This window comes from Hungatella hathewayi WAL-18680 (assembly GCF_000235505.1).
GTDB classification, from domain to species: domain Bacteria; phylum Bacillota; class Clostridia; order Lachnospirales; family Lachnospiraceae; genus Hungatella_A; species Hungatella_A hathewayi_A.
Map to the genome: position 1 here is coordinate 691,124 of NZ_JH379027.1, position 19,727 is coordinate 710,850.

Genomic DNA, 19,727 nt, shown 5'->3' on the forward strand with positions numbered 1-19,727 from the left:
GAAGCAACCGCGCTCCGGCGCGAGAGTCTGCCTCGGCAGACTTCTTTATTTTTTTGGTAATCATGCAAAAATCTTACAAATATTTTGCCTGATTTTGGCACGCAAAAACCTTGACATTCCCGCCGGAAAATGTTATAGTAACATCGTATTTTGAATGAGCTTTGGATTCACATATTTTTGTAAGTCGTGAGGCGTCTGATGATTTACAAAAATATGTGACTTTTTTGTTTCAAGAGAAATATAATATTTAAAATAGGAGGTACCAACAATGAATAACGGTACAGTAAAATGGTTCAACGGAACAAAGGGATATGGCTTCATCACTAACGACGAGACAGGAGAGGAAGTATTCGTACATTTCTCCGGTATCGTAGCTGATGGCTACAAGACTTTAGAGGATGGTCAGAAGGTAACTTATGACACCGCTGAAGGAAACCGTGGTCTTCAGGCAGTTAACGTTTGCCTGGCATAATCGTGGAATCATAGGAGCTGCTTTATGCAGCTCCTTTTTTAATGCCCGATTTTTATCATTTCTATGTAAGGGCTTACAAAAAATACCGAAAAACACTTGCATTACAAATCGAAATGTTGTATAGTAGCGATATAAAGAATAAGAGATGCATGGTTTTCCTTAAAATGTAAGCACTTACAAAAAAGAAAAACAAAAAACTAATTTATGGAGGTCGCGAAAACAATGAGCAATAGTAAAGAGACAGTAATGCAGTTTGGCGAGGGTGGATTTTTAAGAGGATTTGTGGACTATTTCTTCCACAAATTGCAGGAGAAAGGCTTATACGACGGCAAGATTGTAGTGGTACAGCCGATTGAGAAAGGAATGTGCCAGATGCTTGCGGACCAGAACTGCGAGTACAATTTATTCCTGCGCGGCATTGACAACGGACAGGTGGTCAACGAGCACACTCACGTGACATCCATTTCCCGAGCCCTGAATCCATACACCCAGTATGAGGAATATATGAAGCTGGCGGAGAACCCGGATTTGCGTGTGATTGTATCCAACACCACAGAGGCCGGTATCGAGTATCTGGGAACCGAGAAGCTGACCGACACACCGCCAAAGTCCTACCCGGCAAAACTGACCCAGTTTTTATATAAGAGATTTCAACTGGGATTAAAAGGATTTATCCTGCTTCCCTGCGAGCTGATTGACAACAACGCGGATAACCTGAAAAAATGCATCCTCCAGTACGCTGACTTGTGGGAGCTGGGCAGTGACTTCAAGAACTGGCTGGAGAGCGAGAACGACTTCTGCAACACGCTGGTAGACAGAATCGTGACTGGCTATCCGAGAGACGAGGTGGAGGAGCTGACCAAACAGATTGGCTATACCGACAACCTGATTGACACCGCGGAGATTTTCCACCTGTGGGTAATCGAGGGCCATCACGAAGACGAGCTTCCATTCAATAAGGCAGGCTACAACATCGTATGGACCGACGACGCCAAGCCATACAAGAAGCGCAAAGTCCGCATCTTAAACGGCGGCCACACCTCCATGGTACTGGGCGCCCGCCTTTACGGTCTGAGTACCGTGGGAGAATGCCTGAAGGACGAGACCGTCAGCGCGTTCTTAAAGAAATGTATCTTTGAGGAAATCGTTCCGACTCTTGGAAACACCGAGACGGACGTGAAGTTTGGCGAGGCGGTGCTGGAGAGATTCTCCAACCCATTTATCAAACACCAGCTGTTATCCATCGCCTTAAACTCCGTGAGCAAGTTCCAGGTGCGTGTCCTTCCTACCATTCTGGAGTACAAGGAGAAATTTGGCAAGTACCCGGCAGCCCTGACATTCTCCATGGCGGCTCTGATTGCATTTTACAGAACCGATGAGGCCAATGACGGAGCGGATATTATGGAATTCATGAAAACAGCCTCTGTGGAGGACATCATGAAGAGAGAAGACTACTGGCACAGTGATTTGACAGAAATGATTCCTCTGGTGACAGAGTACTACAACATGATTCAGGAAAAGGGCATGGCAGAGGCTTACAAGGCAGTTCTGGCTTAAGCAGCACCTTAAATAACAGGGACGGCAGATTTTGCCGTCCTTTTGCCGTATATTAGAAAAGCATTCTGACATATATTAAGTAATAATGCCAAACAGGCGGTAGATGTGAAAAAGACAATTCAGGTAATAGCGGCGGCAGTGGTTTTATTTTGGGCAGTCTCCTGTCTCGGACAGAGCAGGGAAGCTGTCATGGCATCGGGAGGGGAAGACGAGTTGTCTGAGCCGAAACAGGTGGCCCTGACCTTTGACGACGGCCCCCATGCGGTCTACACGCCTAAGCTCCTGGACGGGCTGAGACAGAGGGGCGTACACGCCACGTTTTTTCTGATTGGGGACAGTATCGACGGGAAAGAGGACATTATCCGCCAAATGAAGGCCGACGGCCATCTGATAGGCAACCACACCAGCAGCCATGTCCAGCTGACCAAAAAGAATGAAAAGGAAGCCTGTGACGAGATTAACCGGACCAATCAGAAAATCTATGACATTACCGGTGAATGGCCGGAATATATCCGCCCGCCCTTCGGTTCCTGGAGCGAGGAACTGGAGTGCATAGTTCCAATGACCGTAACTTTATGGAATATTGACCCCTTGGATTGGAAAACTCAAAATACGGCCAGAGTCGTCAACCATATTTTGAAACATGTGGATGACGGCGACATTATCCTGCTCCACGATGTCTATGACACCTCGGTGGATGCCGCCTTGCAGGTGGTGGATATTCTCACGAAACAGGGCTATACCTTTGTGACTGTGGAAGAATTATTGATCGATTAACCTTCTGCCGGATTGCCTGTGGGACGAAAACGTAGTATACTATCGACAGAACTGCATTTCGTATCCACAACATCATGTAAAAGAGGAAGATATCTATGGATTTGTTTGATTATATGAGAAATAACACTCTGGACACCGAGTCACCTCTGGCGTCCAGACTCCGCCCCACGACCCTGGATGAGGTGGTGGGCCAGAAGCATATCGTGGGCAAAGACAAACTGCTGTACCGCGCCATCCAGGCGGACCAGCTAGGCTCTATCATTTTTTACGGACCGCCCGGAACTGGGAAAACGACGCTGGCCAAGGTTATCGCCAACACCACCAAAGCCAATTTCCGCCAGATTAACGCCACTGTGGCCGGCAAAAAAGACATGGAAGAGGTGGTCAAAGAGGCCAAGGACGCCCTGGGAATGTATGGAAAGAAGACCATTCTGTTTGTAGACGAGATACACCGTTTCAACAAGAGCCAGCAGGATTATCTCCTCCCCTTTGTGGAGGACGGGACTCTGATACTCATCGGCGCCACCACGGAGAATCCGTATTTTGAGGTCAACGGAGCGTTGATATCCCGCTCCCGCATTTTCGAGCTGAAGGCCCTGGAGAAGGAGGATATCAAGGAACTGCTCCACCGGGCCGTCTACGACCGGGAGAAGGGCATGGGAAGCTACAACGCCGAGATAGAGGATGACGCCCTGGAATTCCTGGCCGATGTCTCCAACGGCGACGCCAGAGCCGCCTTAAACGCCATAGAACTGGGCATTCTGACCACGGAACGGGGGGAAGATGGGAAAATACATATCAACCTGGAAGTCGCCCAGGAGTGTATCCAGAAGCGGGTGGTGCGCTACGACAAAGATGGGGACAACCATTACGACACCATTTCCGCCTTTATCAAGAGCATGAGGGGCTCCGACCCGGACGCCGCCGTCTATTATCTGGCACGGATGCTCTACGCCGGCGAGGACATTAAATTCATAGCGAGAAGAATCATGATATGCGCTGCCGAGGATGTGGGTATCGCGGACCCCATGGCCCTGACGGTTGCCGTGAGCGCCTCCCAGGCGGTGGAGCGGATTGGAATGCCGGAAGCCCAGATTATCCTGTCACAGGCCGTTCTGTACGTGGCCACAGCGCCTAAGAGTAACTCTGCCGTGATGGCTGTCAGCGCCGCCATGGACGCGGTGAAGAGCGGAAGGACCATGCCGGTGCCGGTACATTTACAGGACAGGCATTACAAAGGGGCGGAGAAGCTGGGGCACGGGGCCGGTTACCTGTACGCCCACGATTATCCAAACCACTATGTAAAGCAGCAGTATCTGCCCGATGGCATGGAGGGAGTGACCTTCTATCACCCTTCCGACAATGGCTACGAGGCCCAGATTCAAGAATATTTCAGAAAAATACAAAATTAACTTTCCTTTTTCTGAATCATAGGTTATAATGATAAATAGATATACTTTTGACCGGTGGCAGGCACCGCCGGTCTTCTTTTCAGTCGTATAAGACGATTCGTAAATTCTGAGTTCATATATAATTCCAAGAGACGCGAACCAGGCAATATTCAATATAAAAAGGAGAGAGACTTCTATATGCGTGAAAAATTACAAACCCTGCCATTAACAGAATTAAAAGAGTTGGCCAAGGTACAGGGAATCAAAGGCATCAGCACTATGAAAAAGAGTGAAATTATCGATTTATTATGTGAGAAAGCGGACGAGGAAGCGACCCGCGAGGCCATTGCCGTGGCGGCTCAGATTACAAAACCGTCGACACCGCCCGCACAGCAGACTGCTCCACAGAGCCAGGGAAGCAGCGCGGCGTCAGGTTCACGGCCACAGACCCAGAGCCGTCCTTACCGCCCGCACCAGTCAGCGGAGGGAGACAACCGCACGGCCAAGGTTCAACCCCAGATGACGGAAGAGGAGATTAAGGAGCTGGACAGCGGCATCGAGGCCAACGGAATCCTGGAGGTTATGCCGGACGGATTTGGCTTTATCCGCTGCGAGAATTATCTTCCTGGTGAGAATGACGTCTATGTGGCGCCGTCCCAGATTCGCCGTTTTAACATGAAGACCGGCGATATCATTGTGGGAAGCAGAAGGGTGAAGACAGCTGCCGAGAAATTTGCGGCCCTCCTCTATGTCAAGACCATCAACGGTTATCCGCCGGCAGTGGCGGAGCGCAGACCGAACTTTGAAGATTTGACTCCCATTTTCCCAAATGAGAGACTTCATATGGAGACGCCTGGCGGCTCCAGCACGACTGCCATGCGTGTGCTTGATTTGTTGTCCCCGATCGGCAAGGGACAGCGTGGTATGATCGTATCCCCGCCAAAAGCAGGTAAAACCACTCTGCTCAAGCAGGTAGCCAAGGCTATCACCACCAATCATCCGGACATGCATCTGATTATCCTGCTGATTGACGAGCGTCCTGAGGAGGTTACGGATATCAGAGAGGCCATCATCGGCCCTAACGTTGAGGTCATTTATTCGACCTTTGACGAGCTGCCGGAGCGCCATAAACGGGTATCTGAGATGGTGATCGAGCGCGCCAAACGTCTGGTAGAGCACGGAAGAGAGGTTATTATTCTGTTAGACAGCATCACCCGTCTGGCGAGAGCATATAACTTAACAGTGGCGCCAAGCGGAAGAACGCTGTCCGGTGGTATTGACCCGGCGGCCCTTCATATGCCGAAGCGGTTCTTTGGCGCGGCCAGAAACATGAGAGAGGGCGGAAGCCTGACGGTGCTGGCTACCGCGCTTGTGGATACGGGAAGCCGTATGGACGACGTGGTATACGAGGAGTTCAAGGGGACCGGCAACATGGAGCTGGTGTTAGACCGGAAGCTGTCTGAGAAACGTATCTTCCCGGCCATCGACATCCTGAAGTCAGGTACCCGTAACGACCACCTTCTGTTGAATCCGCAGGAGAAGGAAGCCGTGGATATTATCCGCAAGGCGACCAACAGCTTGAAGCCGGAGGACGCGGTGGAGAAGATTCTGGATTTGTTTGCCAGAACAAAGACCAACTGGGAATTTGTCGAGATGGCAAAGAAAATGAGATTTTTCTAGAATTTACGGGAAAATTAGCTTGCATTCAAAAATATTCTATGATATACTATACAAGCTGTTTAAATGACAAAAGGCGGTGCCAGGCATCGCAATTGAATAGAAAATAAGATTTGTGAGGTGAAAATCATGAGAGAAGGTATCCATCCAGCATACTACCAGGCAAAAGTTACCTGCAACTGTGGCAATGAGTTCGTAACAGGTTCTACCAAGGAAGACATCCACGTAGAGGTTTGTTCCAAGTGTCATTCATTCTACACAGGCCAGCAGAAAGCTGCATCCGCTCGTGGACGTATCGATAAGTTTAACCGTAAGTACGGCGTTAAAGCTGCTGAATAAGAAAAGCATGAGCAAAGAAAAGGTTGAGACTGAGTGGGAACACTTTAGCTCAACCTCTTTTTGTATAGAAAGGCGGTTGGAAAAGTATGAAGTATTCCGGTATCGGCGGCCAGGCCGTCATTGAAGGAATTATGATGAAGAATAAAGACGACTACGCCACTGCGGTTCGAAAGCCGGACGGAGAGATTGAAGTCCAGAAGGACAGATACGTCAGCATGACGGAGAAAGTGAAGTTTTTCTCCCTTCCCTTTGTGAGAGGGATTTTCAGTTTTGCGGACTCCCTGATACTGGGGATGAAGACTCTGACATTTTCGGCCAGTTTCTTTGAGGATGACGAGGATGATCTGGAGCCCTCGAAGTTTGAACTGTTTTTGAACCGGGTGTTCGGGGAAAAGCTGGAGAAGGTCCTGATGGGCGTTGTGATGGTGTTTTCCGTGATTCTGGCGGTCGGGATTTTTATGGTGCTGCCCCTGTTTATCTCCAATATATTCCGGAGATTTATCACATCAGGTACGCTGATGGCGTTTCTGGAAGGGGTTATCCGCATTGCCATCTTTGTGGTGTATATTAAACTTATCTCCCGCATGGAGGATATCAGGCGGACCTTTATGTACCACGGTGCGGAGCATAAATGCATCAACTGTATCGAGCATGGTCTCGATTTGACCGTGGATAATGTGAGGGCCAGCTCCAAGCAGCACAAGCGCTGTGGAACCAGCTTTCTGATTATCGTGATGGTGATCAGCATTCTGTTTTTCATGGTGATCCGGGTGGACAATTTCTGGCTGAAAGCGCTCAGCAGGATTGTGCTGATTCCGGTTATCGCCGGCGTGTCCTATGAGTTTCTGCGTCTGGCGGGAAGAAGTGACACCTGGCTGGTGAATATGCTCAGCAAACCGGGCATGTGGATGCAGAATCTGACCACCAAGGAGCCGGATGACAGCATGATAGAAGTGGCAATTGAGGCGGTTAACGCCGTATTTGACTGGAAAGAATATCTGAAGGAGAACTTTCCGGAAAGAGAGAGTAGCAGTGACAGTGACGTTACAGCAGCTGCTGGTTGAAGGAGCTGAACAGTTAAAACAGGCGGAGGTACCGGAGGCCGAGCTGGATGCCAGATATCTTCTGATGGAGGCATTTGGGCTCAGCGCGTCGGACTTTCTGCTTAAGCGGATGGAGCCGATGGACTGTGAGTCCGGAGAGATAGACGGCAAGGCCGGGAAATCGGCCCAGGCCATAGCGGTCTACCGTGAGATGATAGAGAAGAGAAGCCGCAGAATACCGCTGCAGTATATCACTGGCGTCCAGTATTTTATGGGGCTGGAATTTTTCGTGGATGAGCGGGTGTTGATACCCCGGCAGGATACGGAAGATTTGGTGGAACTGGTGCTCAGGGAGAACCCGGGGAAAGAGACCCGTGTACTCGACATGTGTACCGGTTCCGGCTGCATCGCTGTCAGCCTGGCTGCACTTGGCGGCTATGAGCAGGTGACGGCTGTGGATATATCTGACGGAGCCATCTGCGTGGCACAGGAAAATGCGAAGCGCCTGAACGTATCGGACCAGGTGCGGGTAGTGAAGAGCAGTCTGTATGAAGCGCGGACAGAGATTCTTAGGAGCGGTGGAGCGCGCTATCAGGTGATTGTCTCTAACCCCCCCTACATTCCCACGGACGTTATCAAGGGGCTTCAGCCAGAAGTGCGGGATTATGAGCCGTCGCTGGCTCTGGATGGGACGGCGGACGGACTATATTTCTACCGGAAGCTGGCGCTTGACAGCAGAGAGTTTCTGACGCCCGGAGGCCGGATTTATCTGGAGATTGGATATGACCAGGGCGGGGCGGTCAGCAGTCTGCTTCGTGACGCCGGATATACAGATATACAGGTGATAAAAGACACGCCGGGATTAGACCGGATTGTAAAAGCAGGATATAAGCAGGATATAGGAGGTTCCCATGTTTGATAGACTTGACGACATATTGATACATTATGAAGAGCTGATGCAGGAGCTCAATAATCCGTCCGTAGCTGAGGACCAGAATCGTTTCCGCAAGCTGATGAAGGAGCAGGCAGACTTAACTCCCCTTGTGGAGACCTACACGGAATACAAAAAAGCAAAGCAGGTAGTGGAGGACAGTCTGGCTCTTCTGGAAGAGGAGTCCGACGAGGAGATGCGGGAAATGCTGAAGGAGGAGCTGTCCGATGCCAGAAAGCGCATCGAGGAGCTGGAGCAGGAACTGAAAATCCTTCTTCTTCCCAAGGACCCCAACGATGACAAGAACATCATCCTGGAAATCCGTGCCGGCGCCGGCGGCGACGAGGCGGCTCTGTTTGCGTCCGAGTTATACCGGATGTACTGCAACTATGCCGACAGCCACCGCTGGAAAGTGGAGCTGGTCAGCGTCAATGAAAATGGAATCGGCGGCTTCAAGGAAGTGGTAGCCATGATTACCGGCCAGGGAGCCTACTCCAAGCTGAAATACGAGAGCGGCGTCCACCGTGTCCAGCGTGTGCCTGAGACAGAGTCCGGCGGTCGTATCCACACTTCCACAGCCACCGTGGCAGTGATGCCAGAGGCCGAGGATGTGGACGTTGTCATTGAAGATAAGGACTGCCGTATTGACGTTATGCGTGCCTCCGGAAACGGCGGCCAGTGCGTCAACACCACCGACTCCGCTGTCCGTCTGACCCACATTCCCACCGGAATTGTGATTTACAGCCAGACCGAGAAGTCCCAGCTGCAGAACAAGGAGAAAGCCTTCCGTCTTCTGCGCTCCAAGCTCTACGACATGGAGCTGGAAAAACGCCAGAACTCCGAAGCCGAAGAGCGCCGCAGCCAGATCGGAACCGGCGACCGCTCCGAGAAAATCCGCACCTACAACTTCCCCCAGGGCCGCGTCACCGACCACAGAATCAACCTGACCTTGTACAAACTGGACAAAATCATGAACGGCGACATCCAGGAAATCATAGACGCCTGCATCGCCGCCGACCAGGCCGCGAAATTGGCGAAGATGAATGAGATGTAAATTTTTACCAGATAGTCGAAAAGCCACAGCATGGCAGTGTAGAAACCAACTGCCCATGCTGTGGCTTTATTTTTTGTCTTGTACTTTAAAAACTCTTCGAGTATAATGTACCCATATTTATTTACCGAAACAGTACAAAAGCAGGTGTAAAAAAATGAGACGAGTGATAGTGGCGTGTGGCTGCGGGATTTCCAGCAGGTTTATGGTGGAGCGGTTGAAGAGGTACCTGGGGGAGCAGGGGATTTTGCTGGAGGTGTCGGCGGCGAACGAGTATGAAGTGGCCCAGCGGGAAGCGGATGTGATACTGGTGGGAATTCCACTGAAGTATAAGTTTCAGGGCATCAAAGAAGAGGTGGCACAGCATTTTCCCGATACCAGGGTGGTGCTGATTGACAAGAAGACCTACGAGGAACAGGATATGGCAAACATAACGAGACTGGCATTGGAAGCGTTGGGGGAGACATTATGATGGAACGGGAAGTAATCTGCGGTCTGCCCGCCGGGATTCATGCGAGGACGGCGGTGGAGCTCTATTGTCTTGCAAAAAAATACAGCGGCACCATGACGCTGGAGCACGAAGGGGTATGCTCCAATCTGCTCTCCATGCTGGATATCATGAGATTAAATGTGGCCTGCGGAGATAAAGTCAGGCTGGCCATTCAGTCCCCGGAGGAAACGATGGCCATGGAAGCGATTGTGAATTATATACAGGGGGGACAGCTATGACGGAGAAACAGCGGAACGTGATAGATGTGCTGACGCGGGCTAAGGGCTGTGTCACAGCTTCGGCCATCTCCGGGGAACTGGGCTATTCCGTCCGTGCGGTGAAAAAATATATCTCGGAGATAAACGGAGATATCCCCAATCTGATAACGTCCACCTCAAAAGGCTACCAGATAGACCGGGAGCGAATCGGGGAAATCAGCCCGGAGGACAGTGCCTGTCCCCAGACCAGCGAGGAGCGGGCCCTGTATATCATCAAGTCCATTTTACAGAAAAACAGTGGGGAAGAGGAATTCAACATCTATGACTTTGCGGAGGAACTGTACGTCAGCTACGCCACCGTGAAACGGGTGCTGAATATGGTGGCCGGCATGTGTCAGCCCTATCATCTGAAACTCAATATCAGCGGAGATTTCTTCTCCCTTCAGGGGGCGGAGAGCGACAAGCGGCGCCTGATGAGCAGCTGCTATTATCAGGAATTTGAAAAACATGATTTGAGCCTGGCGTCTATCCAGAAGGTGTTTGACGGCTATGACATCGAGTGGATTAAAAACATGGTGATTAACTACTGCAACAAACACCACTACTACGTCAACGGCTATGCCCTGGTCAACCTGATCCTGGACATTACCATCAGCCTGGACCGGATTAAAAAGAATTTTTCCAGAAAGTTCGATGAGGAGTGCTGTGAAAATATCCGGGTCAATCAGGGGGAGAAGAGACTGGCGGAGGAGATTATCCGGGAATTCGAGCAGAAGTATGACGTCCAGTACAATGAACTGGAGCTTCAGTCCTTCACCCTTCTGTTGATGAGCCACCTGCTCCGGGTGGATTACAAGAAAATCGATTACAACGACCTGGACCAGATTATCGGCCGGGAATGCCGGACTCTGGTGGACGAGATTCTTCAGAGCACCCAGGAATATTACCTGCTGAATATGGAGGACAAGGAGCTTTATATCCGTTTCGCCATGCACATCCGCAGCCTCCTGGTCCGCGCGAAAACCGGATTCATCAACAAGAACCCACTGACCGAGACCATCAAGACCGGATGTCCTCTGTTGTTCGACTGCGCCGTCAGCATGAGCAATATCATCCGCCACCGCACCGGCTACGAGATTGTGGAGGACGAGATTGCCTACATCGCCCTCCACATCGGCACCCTGCTGGAGATGAATGAGAAGTCCACCAATAAACTGCAGTGCATTCTCATTTTCCCCCAGTACTATGATTTTTCCAGCCGGCTGGAGCGGAATCTGACAAACCGGTTTGGAAATGTACTTGAGATTGTGAACGTTTTAACGAATCCAGACGATTTGATGAATGAGAAAAATGTGGACCTGGTCATCTCCACGGTACCCCTGAAACCATTTCCAGACCGGGAAGTAGCTGTCATCAATTCCTGGATGACGGACAGAGACTACGATTCGCTCAATATGCACATCGAGAACATCCGCCGGACCCAGAAGAAACAGCTGCTTCTGGAGCAGTTGATAGCGGTCACCAACCCGGCCATGTTCCACCGGAATATCCTGTTTGACAGCAAGGAGGATATCATCTGCTTCATGATGGAGGATATGTGCAATCTGGGGTACGCGGATGAGACGTACCTGGATGGCATACTGGAGCGGGAGCGGATGTCCAGCACCGCCTTCGACTATGTGGCAGTGCCTCACTCTATGGCCATGAACGCCAAGAAGACGGGCATGTACATCATGCTCTACGACCACCCCGTGCTGTGGGGCGGGAAATTCGTCAACATTATCCTGCTGTTCACCATCAGCAAGGACGAGATTGGCCTGTTTCGAAATGTCTTCGACAACCTGGTGGTCCTGCTGATGGAGCGGATGACTTTAAACCGGGTTCTACAGAGCAAAACCTATAACGAATTTATAAAAAATGTGGTAGACAGCTACGAGTAAACAAGATGTGCACGACCGCCGTGCACATCTTGATTTGTTTTTGGTGACAAAATTCGACATAATAGAGATAAATCTTACTGAAAGGGGTATATCGTATGAAAATTTTACTTGTATGTGGTGCAGGCGCTTCCAGCGGGTTTATGGCCCAGAGCATGAGGAAAGCGGCTAAGAAGAGGGGAATCGAAGCGGAAATTATCGCGAGAAGTGATGCGGAAATGCTGAACAACATCCAGGGGGCGGATGTTCTGATGGTGGGACCGCATCTGGAGTACAATGCGGACAGTATCAGGGAGAAGGTTAGTCCGTACGGTGTTCCGGTTATCTTTATCAACAAGGAGGCCTACGGCTCTATTGACGGAGATGCCACACTGATGCAGGCCATAGAGTATGTGAAGCAGCAGGGCGGGACAGTGCCAAAGCTGAACACCATTCAGGAGCCGGAGAAGGCAGCAAAGACAGCAAAGACAGAGAAGCCCAGCCACACGGCGGAAGCAGAGTCCGGCAAGGGTGAAAATGCATTTTTCCGCTGGATGAATCAGTCATTTGCTCCAAAACTGAACAAAATCTGCGGCAACCAGTATGTGGCTTCCATCCAGGAATCCATCATGAGTATCCTGCCTATGATTATGATTGGTTCGGTGGCTTCCATCGTCGGAGTATTAAAACGGTTCCAAGCGTTAAGCTGGCTGCCGGATATCTCCCTGATGAACACCTTTTCCTTCGGACTGATTGCCATTTTTCTGGCTTACCTGCTTCCCACTAAGGTGATGGAGAAAAAGGGAAACCAGAAGTTGAAAATATCCGCGGCGCTGACCAGCGTGGCCCTGTTCTTTATCATCGTCATGCCGACGTTTGACGGGGATGCGGGAACCATCATTCTGGTTCAGGACAAGATTGGAACCGGCGGTATGCTGGTATCCGTAGTGGTTGGCATTTTCACAGCATGGGTGTTCAGCATTGCATCAAAATACTCCCTGTTCAAAAAGGACAGCGTGATGCCGGACATCGTTGTAAACTGGGTGGATGCCCTGATTCCGGTAACCGTGTGTCTGGCGGTGGGGCTTGGCATTTACGCCACGGGGTTTGACTTGTGTCTCTTTATCCGCGGACTGTTTGCACCGGTGGCAACCATTGGACAGACACTTCCGGGCATGATTTTAATCAGCTTTTTAACCTGTTTCCTCTATTCCTTTGGATTTACCTGGATTCTGTTCCCCATCGTGTGGGCTATCTGGATGGAAGGTATGGCGGCAAATATCGCGGCAGTGGCAGCAGGTCAGGTGGCAACCAACGTGACATTGATGGAGACCTTCCACGGTCTGATGTATATCGGCGGTCAGGGAGCCACACTGACACTGGTCATCCTGATGATGTTCTCCCGGAGCAAACGGTTAAAAGCAATCGGACGGGTCACCATTTTCCCATCCATCTTCAATATCAATGAGCCGGTTGTGTTCGGTGCCCCGGTTGTGTGGAACCCGATTCTGATGATTCCGCTGTGGCTGAACTCCATCATTCTGCCGATTATCACCTACGCGGCATTTAGGATTGGATTTGCACCGGTGCCGACACAGGCATTCCAGATGTGGTATCTGCCGGTATACATTCAGGCGTACTTTGGAACCGGAAGCATCATGGGCGTGGTGCTCTGTCTGATATTGACAGCGGTGAGCTTCCTGATCTGGCTCCCATTCTTCAAGGTGTATGAGAAGCAGGAATATGAAAAAGAGATGAAGGCCGGATACGTGACAGCCGGCAAGTAAACGAAGATACAAAATATATACGAAGAGAGGTTGTAACAATGGAAGAAGATTTTTTGGCAAAATGTGGAATACAGATGGTCATGCATGCGGGTGATGCCAGAGTCTCCATAAGGAGGAGCCTGGATATGGCGCAGCAGTATCATTTTGCGGAAGCCAGAGAGGCGATGAAGCTGGCCAACGAGGAACTGATAAAAGGTCATGAGGTACAGACAGAGATTCTGCAGAAGGAATGTGAGGGAGATGCCCAGGGTTACAACGTCCTCTTCGCCCACGGCATGGACACCCTGATGACTGTAAAATCAGAGTATGAGCTGGCTGAAAAAATAGTGGAAATGTATGAAGCCATTGATATGAGAATAAAAAAACTGGAGGGTTAAAAGATGGGAAGATTACCGGAGAATTTTTTGTGGGGCGGCGCGTTGTCTGCCCACCAGTGCGAGGGCGCTTACGATGTGGATGGAAAGGGCCTCAGCGTGTCGGATGTGCTGACCGGCGCCCGTCACAATGAGGACAGAATCATCCATGAAGAGGTGATGCCGGGGTATTATTATCCCAGCCACAAGGCCATCGATTTTTATCATACCTACAAAGAGGATATGAAATTGTTTGCGGAGATGGGGTTCAGATGTCTGCGCGTGTCCATCAGCTGGACCAGGATTTTCCCCAACGGGGATGAGATAGAGCCGAACCAGAAGGGGCTGGAATTTTACGACAGTCTGTTTGAGGAAATGTTGAAGTACGGCATCGAGCCGGTGGTCACCATTCTTCACAACGACATGCCCCTTCATCTGGTGAAGGAGTACGGCGGCTGGACCAACCGGAAATTGATTGAGCTGTTTGAGCGGTACTGCGTGGCTATTTTTACCAGATATAAGGACAAAGTGAAATACTGGATGACCTTCAATGAGATTAACAACATGCTGAAATATGAATTCCAGCTGCTCCCCTACCTGTCCGGCGGTGTTGTGCTGGACGAGCATCTGGAGGACGAGACGGTGATTTACCAGACTATGCACTATCAGCTGATAGCCAGCGCCCGGGCCGTGATTCTGGGACATGCCATCAACCCGGATTTCAAGATTGGATGTATGGCAGGATTTATTATGAACTACCCGGAGACCTGCAACCCTGAGGATTCCATCGAGTCCAACAAGACCTACAAGAAACTGTACTTCTGCACGGATGTCCAGTGCCGCGGAAATTATCCCGGATACGCGCTGGCGGAGATGAGAAAGCGCGGGATTGTCCTTGAGATGGAGGACGGAGATTTGGAAACGTTGAAGCAGGGGACCGTGGATTACGTGGGCTTCAGCTATTACATGAGCGAGACCGTCAGCTCCAATCCAAATGCTGAGGCCAATGAGGCGGCGAAGAAGATTATCAAAGGGGTGAAGAATCCCTATCTGAAGGCATCCGAGTGGGGCTGGACCATCGACCCGGTTGGCCTGCGGCTGGCGATGGATAAGTTGTACAGCAGATACCAGCTGCCGCTGTTCATCGTGGAGTGCGGTCTGGGCGCCGTGGACAAGGTGGAAGACGGAGCTATTCATGATGATTACCGGATTGATTATTTCCGCGCCCACATTGAGGAAATGGAGAAATCCGTGGATGAGGACGGCGTGGAACTGATGGGATTTACCCCATGGGGCCCTATTGATATTGTCAGCGCTTCCACAGGGGAGATGAAGAAGCGGTACGGGTTCATTTACGTAGATTTGGATGATGAGGGGAATGGAACAGGAAAACGGATGAAGAAGGATTCGTTTGACTGGTATAAAAAAGTAATTTCATCAAATGGAGAGGACTTGAGATAAGATGGAGCTGTTTGAGAGCGGAAATGTAAATGTGGATGCGTTAAAGAAAAAGGCGTTTAACTACCGGTGGGCAGAGGTGGAGGAGGGAGTCATCCCTCTGACCGCCGCCGACCCGGACTATCCCTGCGCTCCGGAAATTCGACAGAGCATGATAGATTATATCAATGACGGCTATTTCTCCTACGCGCCAAAGACCGGGTATGAATCCCTGAAAGAGGGGATAGCCCAGGCGCTCATGGCCCGCAAGCAGGAGGAGATACCTGCCGATCTGATTCTGCCGGTGGACAGTGCGGCGAGAGGGATGTATATTATCGCCAGAGCATTTTTGAAACCGGGGGATGAGATGATCGTGTTTGACCCCTGCGATTATCTGTTCCGGGAATCCGCACTGGCAGCAGGCGCCATACCGGTGATGTTTCCGGCGCGTCTTCGGGACGGGAAGATAGATTTATCTGAGCTGGAATCCTACATTACCCCGAAGACCAGAATGATTGGCCTGTGCAACCCACATAACCCTTATGGGAAGGTATATAATATAGAAGATTTGGACTTTATAATGAAGCTGTGCGAGAAGCATGACCTGATGATTATGAATGATGAAATCTGGTCCGACATTATCTATTCCGACGCCAAGTTTACCAGCATTTACGCCTTGGGAAATGAGCGGTGCCGCCGGGTATTCAGCGTGTTTGGATTTTCCAAAAGCTTTGGACTTGCGGGACTTCGGATTGGGTGTGTGTATGGGGTGGACAAAGAGAAATTTGAGAACATCATCGAGGCGTCGGATGTGATCAGCACCGCCGGCGGCGCGGCATCCATATCCCAGGTAGCTGCGGAGACCTGTGTGACGAAATGTTATTACTGGGTGGATGAGTTTCTGCGGCATCTGGAGAAAAACAGGGATTATGCGGTAGAACGAATCAACCGGATACCCGGATTAAAAGCATATAAACCGCAGGCAACTTATCTGCTGTATGTGGATGTCCGGGAGTTTGGGATGACATCGGAAGCATTTACGGAGTACTTGAAATCCACAGTCCGCCTTGCCCTGATTCCGGGAGGGGAGAAGTTCTTTGGAGCGGAATCGGAAGGATATATTCGTATCTGTATTGCTACCAGTTTTGAAATTTTAAAAGAAGGTCTGGACAGACTGGAGACAGGAGTGAAGCAGCTGAATGAAAATGCCGGTCATTGATGTAAATCGTTATTCACAGGTATTTACTACCATTGAGACTCATACGGCGGGGGAGCCGACCAGGATCATTGTATCCGAAATGTGCCGTCGTTTCTCTATCAGCAGAATATGAGTGTCAGGGTAGACGGCCGGGAAATTCATTTCGATGTTGCCTTCGGCGGGAGTTTCTTCGCCCTTGTGGACGCAGAGAAAAATAACCTCCAACTGGAAGCTGACCAAATCCCGAATCTGATTTCCCTGGCAGTCCGCTTCCTAGCCGAAGCCAATCGCCAGTATCAGGTAAGCCATCCCCAGCTGGCCATCACCGGCATTGCCAACGCGGAGTTTTATACCTCCCAATGTGGTCCGGGCGCCAGCCAGAAAAACATCGTAATCTCCGGCGAAGGCCAGGTCGACCGTTCCCCCTGTGGAACCGGCACCAGCGCCAAGCTGGCTGCCCTCCACGCCAAACACCAGCTCCCGGCAGGCCAGCCCTTCATAAACGAGAATTTCACCGGCGCCCGCTTCACCGGCATCATCCAAAGTGAAACCACCGTAGCCACCCACCCCGCCATCATCCCCCAAATCACCGGCCAGGCCTACATCTGTGGCACTTCCACCTTCGTCTTGGACCCGGCGGATTCGATGAGGTTTGGGTTTCGGGTGGTAGGAGTTTAGAATAATAGTTCCCCGTCAGGTAAATGACGGGGATTTTTAATATGCGGAAGTTAGCATGTCGAAATGTGTCGAAGAAAAGATGTCGCATTTTATCGGATTTGCGGTATAATAGTCTTATATGAAGGATAATTCTCAATTATCAAACAATAAGATTTTATGACACTGGTAAACAACATTAAATTGCAAATTTTATTGAGGAAAAAATGAACCTATTTCTTTCTTTTTCTGGTGAAGCAAGAGAAACTTTTGCAGTAAAGTTTTTAAACTTCTTTAACAATTATGGGATACACTGCTGGTATGACCAGCATGAACTTTTCCTGGGAGATAATTTAAAGAATTCCATTATCAAAGAAGGTGTAGAAACTGCAAATTATTGTATCATTATCATAAACAAATCCTTTCTTTCCCGGCCCTGGCCTTGTGAAGAAGCCAAAAGATTATATGAAAGCCTGGAAAGCAGAAAACATAACGCTATTTTCCCTATATTATTAGATATCGAAAAAGAGGAAGTTAGAAATTCTGAATTGGATTTTTTACTTAATATAAAATATCAATTTTTACATACCGGCGAGAGTATTGATAAGATAGGATTACAAATTTTAAATAGAATTTTTCACGACATAGCTATGCAGACTAAATTTGCCACACTCAATGACGCTCTAAATTATTTTAAACGATTGACATTAACAAATAGTATAGACATCTATAATGCATTAAATGTGGTGAATAATTTTGATCATACAAATTATAAAGAACGAACAATTATTTTAATATGTTTAACTAACTTATTTTTTAATAATCCTTATAAAAAGGCATTAAATAGAATATCTTATACCATTTATGACAATAAAGATGTCTCATTTGATATGTATAAAATCGTAGAATCCATTTTTTTAATTAATGCTTCTATTTTTTCCTGTTAATAATGATAATAGTGGAAGCAATTTTCTAAAGTGCTTCCACTATTTTTAAAGAGGATTCAATATCATCTAAAATGTTATCCATTTTTTCTCTGACTGTTAAAATAATTTTATCTACCAAAGCATCATAAAAATCTGTGTTGGTGGCTTTATAATCAAAATTTTGTAATAAATCACAATATTTTGCCGAAAATGAATCTTCTTCCTTCTTTTCTTCTTCAAATATCCGATAAGAAATGGAGTCAATTCCACACGGTAATGGAATTAATATATTTTCTTTATTTTTCTTTGCTAAAATATATTCTCTCCATATCCCGCTATTTTGAATACCATCAGATGCTTCATCTAAATCACCAAATACAAACAAAAATATTCCGGCTTTATTTATGATATTCTCCCGATGTTTATCATTATCATTTTTGCTGGTAAATGGGAAAGGCTCCATCTGTAAATATCGATTAAGATTAAGATTTTTTTCCTTGCAATTTTGTTTTATCGTGCCACATATAAAATGGCCAATGCTCATGCCCATGCCCGAAATAAATTTAAAAGGGAAATCTTTAAACTGCATAAAGGCATTAACGATATTCTGACATACTATTTTTCCATAGTTTTCTTCATCGGAATGCCTTTCATATTTTTTTGCACCGGAAACAAATACGGAACCATATTTAACTTTACAGGATATTCCATATGCAATTTTATATGCCTGATTTACATTTTGAACTGTCAGGCATTTAATACTGTAATGAATTGATAAATCCTTTGAAATATACTCTAACTTTTCAGCTTTTTCTTCCACTATAATTGCATAATGCTCTGACACATAATTTTCTTCGCTATTTTCAATACAGTTTAATATGTCTTTAATACATATTCGAAGTATATCATCTTCAAATGAACAACCTAAAAATAAGAAATTCTGGCACAATAATTCTCTTTTTAACAAAATTAAATATGCTTCATGAGATTTTCTATAATTAATAAAATCTTCTTTAGTAACAATAATAGTTTTGGGGTCATCACAGCTGCCGTTAATTTTAAATAAAAAACATCCGCCCGGATAAGATAAGTCTTGAAAATGGCTATATTTATATATAACTTTATAGGCTTTCGCTTTTTGTTCCAAAACTTTTTCTATAATAAGGTCATAATTAGTTGTCCATAAACTTTTATAGTCAAAATTTAAAAGATAGTTTAGATATGTATTTTTATTCTGTTTATCAAACTTTATAAGCGCTGTTTTCTTTGAAATTTCTGTTTTGATATCAACACCTTTCAGTTCAGCATATTGAGCCTTGTCAATATTACTTCCAGCGTTATAGTTGCCATCTATATTATCGATTAACTCATTCCAACTAGGAGCTTGATACTGCATTGAAGAGCCGGCCCCCAAAAACAGGCTCATATTTCCCTGTAAAATGGCTTCCGAAACAATATTTAGAAATTTTTCTAGTTCCTCCATTTTATTAGATAAATAAACTTCAGCCAT

Annotated in this window: 19 protein-coding genes; 18 read left to right on the top strand and 1 reads right to left on the bottom strand. The window is 48.0% G+C overall.

The window, feature by feature from the left end; genetic code table 11:
- The first annotated feature begins 268 nt into the window (after window positions 1-268).
- From HMPREF9473_RS03190 to HMPREF9473_RS03275, 18 genes are all read left to right on the top strand, one after another.
- A complete protein-coding gene (locus tag HMPREF9473_RS03190; RefSeq protein WP_006778619.1) occupies window positions 269-472 on the top strand; it encodes a cold-shock protein in 204 nt (67 codons plus the stop codon).
- 222 nt (window positions 473-694) lie between these two features.
- A complete protein-coding gene (locus HMPREF9473_RS03195; protein WP_006778620.1) occupies window positions 695-2,029 on the top strand; it encodes a tagaturonate reductase in 1,335 nt (444 codons plus the stop codon).
- Window positions 2,030-2,134: 105 nt separating this feature from the next.
- Window positions 2,135-2,806: a polysaccharide deacetylase family protein gene (locus HMPREF9473_RS03200; RefSeq protein ID WP_006778621.1), complete on the top strand. Its 672-nt coding sequence runs from the start codon at window positions 2,135-2,137 to the stop codon at window positions 2,804-2,806.
- 95 nt (window positions 2,807-2,901) lie between these two features.
- On the top strand, window positions 2,902-4,218 hold the full coding sequence (locus HMPREF9473_RS03205; RefSeq protein WP_006778622.1) for an AAA family ATPase: 1,317 nt from the start codon (window positions 2,902-2,904) through the stop codon (window positions 4,216-4,218).
- A gap of 177 nt (window positions 4,219-4,395) precedes the next feature.
- Complete coding sequence (gene rho / locus HMPREF9473_RS03210) at window positions 4,396-5,877, top strand: transcription termination factor Rho (protein WP_006778623.1); 1,482 nt, start codon at window positions 4,396-4,398, stop codon at window positions 5,875-5,877.
- 126 nt (window positions 5,878-6,003) lie between these two features.
- Window positions 6,004-6,213 (top strand): 50S ribosomal protein L31, encoded by a 210-nt coding sequence (gene rpmE / locus HMPREF9473_RS26690; protein WP_006778624.1) that lies wholly within the window; start codon window positions 6,004-6,006, stop codon window positions 6,211-6,213.
- A gap of 86 nt (window positions 6,214-6,299) precedes the next feature.
- Window positions 6,300-7,277, top strand: coding sequence for a DUF1385 domain-containing protein (locus HMPREF9473_RS03215; RefSeq protein WP_006778625.1), 978 nt, complete (start codon window positions 6,300-6,302; stop codon window positions 7,275-7,277).
- On the top strand, window positions 7,252-8,175 hold the full coding sequence (gene prmC, locus HMPREF9473_RS03220; protein WP_034858672.1) for a peptide chain release factor N(5)-glutamine methyltransferase: 924 nt from the start codon (window positions 7,252-7,254) through the stop codon (window positions 8,173-8,175). Before HMPREF9473_RS03215 ends, prmC begins: the two co-directional genes overlap by 26 nt.
- Window positions 8,168-9,241 carry a peptide chain release factor 1 gene (gene prfA, locus HMPREF9473_RS03225; RefSeq protein ID WP_006778627.1) on the top strand — a complete coding sequence of 358 codons (1,074 nt, stop codon included), beginning with the start codon at window positions 8,168-8,170 and terminating at the stop codon, window positions 9,239-9,241. Before prmC ends, prfA begins: the two co-directional genes overlap by 8 nt.
- 154 nt (window positions 9,242-9,395) lie before the next feature.
- Window positions 9,396-9,710 (top strand): PTS sugar transporter subunit IIB, encoded by a 315-nt coding sequence (locus tag HMPREF9473_RS03230; protein WP_006778628.1) that lies wholly within the window; start codon window positions 9,396-9,398, stop codon window positions 9,708-9,710.
- On the top strand, window positions 9,707-9,967 hold the full coding sequence (locus tag HMPREF9473_RS03235; RefSeq protein WP_006778629.1) for an HPr family phosphocarrier protein: 261 nt from the start codon (window positions 9,707-9,709) through the stop codon (window positions 9,965-9,967). Before HMPREF9473_RS03230 ends, HMPREF9473_RS03235 begins: the two co-directional genes overlap by 4 nt.
- Window positions 9,964-11,886: a BglG family transcription antiterminator gene (locus HMPREF9473_RS03240; RefSeq protein ID WP_006778630.1), complete on the top strand. Its 1,923-nt coding sequence runs from the start codon at window positions 9,964-9,966 to the stop codon at window positions 11,884-11,886. The genes HMPREF9473_RS03235 and HMPREF9473_RS03240 overlap by 4 nt, the downstream gene beginning before the upstream one ends.
- A gap of 95 nt (window positions 11,887-11,981) precedes the next feature.
- Entirely contained in the window at window positions 11,982-13,649 is a 1,668-nt protein-coding gene (locus HMPREF9473_RS03245) for a PTS transporter subunit EIIC (RefSeq protein WP_006778631.1), read from the top strand.
- Window positions 13,650-13,687: 38 nt separating this feature from the next.
- Entirely contained in the window at window positions 13,688-14,026 is a 339-nt protein-coding gene (locus HMPREF9473_RS03250; RefSeq protein ID WP_006778632.1) for a PTS lactose/cellobiose transporter subunit IIA, read from the top strand.
- 3 nt (window positions 14,027-14,029) lie between these two features.
- The gene (locus HMPREF9473_RS03255) at window positions 14,030-15,463 is read left to right on the top strand and encodes a 6-phospho-beta-glucosidase (protein ID WP_006778633.1); all 1,434 of its coding nucleotides are present in this window, start codon (window positions 14,030-14,032) and stop codon (window positions 15,461-15,463) included.
- A gap of 1 nt (window position 15,464) precedes the next feature.
- On the top strand, window positions 15,465-16,658 hold the full coding sequence (locus tag HMPREF9473_RS03260; RefSeq protein WP_006778634.1) for a pyridoxal phosphate-dependent aminotransferase: 1,194 nt from the start codon (window positions 15,465-15,467) through the stop codon (window positions 16,656-16,658).
- Window positions 16,659-16,739: 81 nt separating this feature from the next.
- On the top strand, window positions 16,740-17,315 hold the full coding sequence (locus HMPREF9473_RS26695; protein ID WP_278245516.1) for a proline racemase family protein: 576 nt from the start codon (window positions 16,740-16,742) through the stop codon (window positions 17,313-17,315).
- Window positions 17,316-17,518: 203 nt separating this feature from the next.
- Window positions 17,519-18,238, top strand: coding sequence for a toll/interleukin-1 receptor domain-containing protein (locus tag HMPREF9473_RS03275; protein ID WP_006778637.1), 720 nt, complete (start codon window positions 17,519-17,521; stop codon window positions 18,236-18,238).
- 25 nt (window positions 18,239-18,263) lie between these two features.
- On the opposite strand, the gene HMPREF9473_RS03280 is transcribed toward HMPREF9473_RS03275, so the two are convergent.
- The gene (locus tag HMPREF9473_RS03280; protein WP_006778638.1) at window positions 18,264-19,727 is read right to left on the bottom strand and encodes an SIR2 family protein; all 1,464 of its coding nucleotides are present in this window, start codon (window positions 19,725-19,727) and stop codon (window positions 18,264-18,266) included.